Source organism: Streptomyces sp. NPDC053560, from assembly GCF_044544605.1.
Taxonomy (GTDB): Bacteria; Actinomycetota; Actinomycetes; order Streptomycetales; family Streptomycetaceae; genus Streptomyces.
Genome location: NZ_JBITXI010000033.1, coordinates 1 through 5,484, shown reverse-complemented (window position 1 = coordinate 5,484; position 5,484 = coordinate 1). Strand labels below are relative to the sequence as shown.

General features: G+C 73.0%; 2 protein-coding genes. Both read right to left on the bottom strand.

What is annotated here, in order from left to right:
• Positions 1-1,426 (bottom strand): type I polyketide synthase (locus ACIGQF_RS38420; RefSeq protein WP_399720745.1); only part of this gene is annotated, 1,426 nt, incomplete at its 3' end.
• A gap of 63 nt (positions 1,427-1,489) precedes the next feature.
• Positions 1,490-5,484, bottom strand: a 3,995-nt coding sequence (locus ACIGQF_RS38415; protein WP_399720742.1) for an SDR family NAD(P)-dependent oxidoreductase, incomplete at its 5' end; no start/stop codon positions are given.

Sequence of the window (5,484 nt, the reverse complement as noted above, 5' to 3'; positions counted from 1 at the left end):
TCCGTACGTTCTCCGGCTCGTCCGTCGTTTCCGGTTCCGGTGCCTGTTCGAGGATGACGTGGGCGTTGGTGCCGCTGACGCCGAAGGAGGAGACGCCCGCCCGGCGGGGGCGCCCGTCGTGCGGCCATGTCACCTGCTCGGCGAGCAGTGCCACTGCGCCCGACGACCAGTCGATCTCGGTGGAGGGCTGCTGTACGTGCAGAGTGCGGGGCAGTTCGCCGTGCTGCATGGCCATCACCATCTTGATGACGCCACCCACCCCCGCGGCGGCCTGGGCATGTCCGATGTTGGACTTCAGCGACCCCAGCCACAACGGCCGGTCGGCGGCCCGTCCCTTGCCGTAGGTCGACATCAGCGCCTGCGCCTCGATGGGGTCGCCCAGTCGTGTCCCCGTGCCGTGGGCTTCGACCGCGTCCACATCGTCGCCGGTGAGCTCGGCATCGGCGAGCGCCTGCCGGATCAGGTGGGCCTGGGCGCGGCCGCTGGGGGCGGTCAGGCCGTTGCTGGCGCCGTCCTGGTTGACGGCTGTGCCGCGGACCACGGCGAGGATGCGGCGACCGTTGCGTACTGCGTCCGAGAGCCGCTCGACCGCCAGCATGCCCACGCCCTCGCCGGGCCCGAAGCCGTCCGCTGAGTCGGCGAACGCCTTGCAGCGGCCGTCCGCCGCCACCCCGCGCTGGCGCGCGAAGCGGACGAATACGCCAGGGGTCGCCATCACCGTCGCACCGCCGGCCAGCGCCAGATCGCACTCACCCTGGCGCAGCGCCCGCACGGCCAGGTGCAGTGCGGCCAGCGAGGACGAGCAGGCCGTGTCCACGGTCGCGGCCGGGCCTTCCAGGCCCAGGACGTAGGAGATACGGCCGGAGGTGAAGCTGACCACGCCGCCGGTGAGCATCTGGGCTTCGAGTTCGGCGCTGGGGCGGCGGACCTCGTCGGTGTAACCGCCGTTCCAGGCGCCCACGTAAACGCCTGTGCGGCTGCCGCGCAGGGTGTGCGGGTCGATGCCGGCCCGCTCCAGCGCCTCCCAGGACGTCTCCAGCAGCAGCCGCTGCTGCGGGTCCATGGCGAGTGCCTCACGGGGGGAGATGCCGAAGAAGGCGGCATCGAAGTCGCCCGCGTCGTGCAGAAATCCGCCCTCGCGGGTGTAGGTGCGGCCGGCTGCGTCCGGGTCCGGGTCGTAGAGCCCGGCCACGTCCCAGCCGCGGTTCACCGGGAAGGGGGAGATGGCATCCGTGCCCGAGGCCACCAGGTCCCACAGGCCCTCGGGCGAGGTCACTCCGCCCGGGAAACGGCAGCCCATGCCGACGATGGCGATTGGCTCGTGCTGCCGGCGCTCGATGTCCTTCAGACGCTCGGTGGCGCGGTGCAGTTCGGTGGTGGTCCGCTTCAGGTAGTCGCGGAGCTTCTGTTCGGTCGCGTTGGCCATGTCTCACATCACCCGTTGGTCACAAGTCGTCGGTGCGGCCCGAGGGCCGGCAGGGGCGGCAGGTCAGGAGCCGCCGAGCTTTTCGTCGAGGAAGGCGAAGAGATCGTCGTCGTCCGCGGTGTCGATCTCCTCGACGATCGAACGGTCCTCCTCCTGCGGAGCTCCCTTGCCCTGGAGGTCATTCCAGCGGGAGCCGAGCGCCGCGAGGCGGGTGGAGATCTCCCGTCGGGTGATGTCATCGAGGGCGAGCGCGGTCACATCGTCCGCCGCGAGCTCCTTGAGCACCCCCTCCAGGCCGGCCAGTTCGGCCAGCAGCGGCACTGCCGGTGCCGACTCCGGGACCAGCCGCTCGCGCAGATGCTCGGCCAGCGCCGCCGGAGTGGGATGGTCGAACACCAGCGTCGCCGCCAAGTGCTGCCCGGTCGCCGCGGCGAGCCGGTTGCGCATCTCCACGGACGTCAGCGAGTCGAAGCCCAGATCCTTGAACGCCCGCTCGCCGGGAATGCCCTCGGGCTCGGTGTGCCCGAGCACCACGGCGGCGTGCGTCCGTACGGTGTCCAGCAGCAGCTCCCGCTGCTCGGCCGCACCGAGCGAGGACAGCCGCTCGACGAGCGTCTCGGCGCTGTCCACCGCCACCGTGCCCGCTGACCGGCGGGCCGGCGTGCCACCGCCGCGCCCAGGGGTACCCGCCGCGCCCTGCAGCAGATCCCGGAGGACCGGCGGGACGTTCCCCCCGGCGACCGGCGCTGCGGTGTTCAGTCGCACTGGCGCCAAGAACGCCTCGTCGACGCGGTGCGCGGTGTCGAACAGTGCCATGCTCTGCTCCTCGGACAGCGGCAGCAGACCGCCCCGCGCCATCCGCCGGTGCAGTTCCTCGGTGTCCAGGTGCGCGGTGAGCTGTCCGCTGCCCGCAAGCCCCCAGCCGAGCGACAGGCCCGGCAGCGCCCGGTCACGCCGGTACTGGGCCAGCGCGTCCAGGAAGCCGTTGGCGGCGGCGTAACTGCCCTGGCCCGGCCCGCCGAGTACGGCGGCGACCGACGAGAACAGCACGAACACCGACAGATCCAGGCCGAGATCGGGGTCCAGGGACGCCTCGTGCAGATGCAGCGCCGCATCGGCCTTGGGGCGCAGCACCCGCTCCGCGCGCTCCGGGGTGAGGGAGGCAACGACCCCGTCGTCCAGGACGCCCGCCGCGTGCAGCACGGCCGTGACCGGGTGCTCGCGCGGTACCGCGGCCAGCAGCTGGCGCAGCGCAGCACGGTCGGCGACATCGCAGGCCGCGACGGTCACCGAGGCCCCCAGCCCGCGCAGCTCCGCGGCCAGCTCCCCGGCCCCCTCGGCGTCCGCGCCGCGCCGGCTGGTCAGCAACAGATGCCGCACACCGTGCTCGGTCACCAGGTGCCGGGCGAGCGTGCCGCCCAGATTCCCGGTACCGCCGGTGATCAGCACCGTGCCGTGCGCGTCGAAGGCGGGCGGCATGGTCAGCACCAGCTTGCCGATGTGCCCTGCCTGGCTGAGCGTACGGAAGGCGCTCCGGGCGTCGCGAATGTCGTACGGCGCCACCGGCAGCAGCCGCAGCGCACCCCGCTCGAACAGGTCAAGCAGCTCGCCGAGCATCTCGCCGATCAGCCCCGGGCCGTGCTCCATCAGCTCAAGGACCCGGTAGCCGGTGCCCGGATGCTCGGCTGCGATCTGCTCGGCGCCGCGCACATCCGCCTTGCCCAGCTCCACGAACTGCCCGCCGCGCGGCAGCAGCCGCAGAGAGGCGTCGACGAAAGGTCCCGCCAGGGAGTTCAGTACGACATCCACGCCGCGCCCCCCGGTCGCTGCCAGGAACTGGTCGGCGAAGTCCAGGGTCCGTGAGTTGGCGATATGCCGGTCGTCCAGGCCCTGCTTCCGCAGCACGTCCCACTTGCCGGGGCTGGCGGTGCCGTACACCTCGGCACCGAAGTGGCGGGCCAGCTGCACCGCTGCCATACCGACGCCACCGGTCGCCGCGTGGACCAGCAGCGCCTGGCCGGGACGCAGCCCGGCGAGGTGCTTGAGCGCGTAATAGGCACTGAGGAAAACGGCCGGTACGGAGGCGGCCTCGGCGTACGACCAGCCGCGCGGCATCCGCGCCACCATCCGGTGATCGGCGACGACATACGGCGCGAAGGCATCCGTCCACATGCCCAGCACCCGGTCGCCGACGGCGAATCCGGCCACCTCGGGGCCGACCTCGGTGACCACGCCGGCACCCTCGGCGCCCATCACGGCCTCGCCCGGGTACATGCCCAGGGCGATCAGCGTGTCACGGAAGTTGATGCCCGCGGCGCGCACCGCGATCCGCACCTGGCCCGGCCCGAGCGGCACGGTGTCCGCCGCGGTCGGCACCAGCGCCAGCTCCGAGAGGGTGCCGGAACCGCCGACCAGCTGCCAGGACCGGGCGCCGGCCGGCGGCAGCAGGGCCTCGGCGTCCCGCTCGGGCACCGTCGCAAGCCGTGGCACACGGACCTTGCCCGCCCGGATCGCCACCTGCGGCTCGCCGCACTCCAGCGCGGCCGCCAGGGCGGCACCGTCCACCGGGCCCTCCGCCAGGTCCACGAGGACAAAGCGGTCCGGCTGCTCCGACTGGGCGGACCGCACAAGTCCCCACACGGCCGCCGCCACCGGGTCCTGGAGCCGGTCGTCCCGCCCGGCGGCCACCGCGCCACTGGTGACGAACACCAGCCGCTGATCGGTGTCGGCCGCCAGCAGCTCCTGCAGAAGCGCGAGAGCCTGCCGCACGGCGCCGCGTACCGCAGTGGGGTCCGTGGCGGGGGCGCGGGGGACCGGCACGGCAATGACAGCAGTGGCGTCGTCCCGTACGGCTTCGGTGAGAGACGTGACGGCGGTGAACGGCACACCGGCCCCGCCCAGCCCCTCCGCCAGCCCGAAGATGTCCTCGCCGACCAGCGCCCACTGCGCCGTGTCCGTGGCACTCACGGCGGACACGGGAAGCGCGGGCCACTCGACCCGGTGCAGCATTCCGTCACCCAGGCCCTCCGTGGGGCGAGCGGGCAGCCGGAACTGCTCCGCGGCCACGGCCCGTACGGCGAGTGACTCGATCACGCACACCGGCCGCCCGTTCCCGTCGGCGCACTCGATGCGCACCGCGTCCTCGCCGGCGGCCGTGACCCGCACCCGCAGCCGCTCGGCCCCGGTGGAATAGAGGCGGATGCCGCGCAGCGTGAACGGCATCCTGACCTGGCCGTCACGTGGGAAGAACGAGCCGAGGTTCATCGTCTGTACCGCGGCGTCCAGCAGCGCCGGATGAATACCGAACTGGTCGGTGCCGACCGCCGCTGCCCCCTCCGGGACGGCCACCTCGGAGTATGCCGCGGTGTCGTCGCCATGCCCCGCTTCGACGCCCTGGAACAGCGGACCGTAGGTGTAGCCGCGGTCGGCGAAGGAGGCGTAGAAGTCCGCGGGGCTGAAGGCGGTGCCGTCGGATGCCGGGGCCCCCTGCCAGGCAAGGGAGCCGGGCTGTACGTCGTCGGCGGGCACAACGAGCGCCTGGACGTGCTGCGTCCAGGAGTCCGCCTGCCCCGGCTCCGCCGCCCGCTCCTGACCGGTCTCCGGCCGGGAGTGCACGGTCACGGTGCGGCGCCCCTCGCCGTCCGCCGCGCCGACGACGAGTCGCAGCCGTACCGCGCCGCTGTCCGGCAACAGCAGCGGCGCGGCCAGCGTCAGCTCCTCGACCAGCTCGCAGCCGGCCCGGCGGCCGGCCCAGAGCACGAGGTCGGCGAAGGCGGCCCCCGGCATCAACGGTGTGCCGAGCAGGGTGTGATCCCGCAGCCACGGCTGGGTCTCGGCGCCGAGCCGCGCGGTGTAGAGATACCCGTCACCGTCGGGCAGCTCCACGCCGCCGTCGAGCAGCGGGTGGTCCGCCGCCGACATGCCGAAGGAGGTGACATCGCCGCGGAGCATGCGGGGCTTGTGCCAGTAGTGCTGGCGTTGGAAGGGGTAGGTGGGGAGGTTGGTGGTGCGGGCGTCGGTGTTGTCGAAGGCGGTCGACCATTGGATGGGGGCGCCGT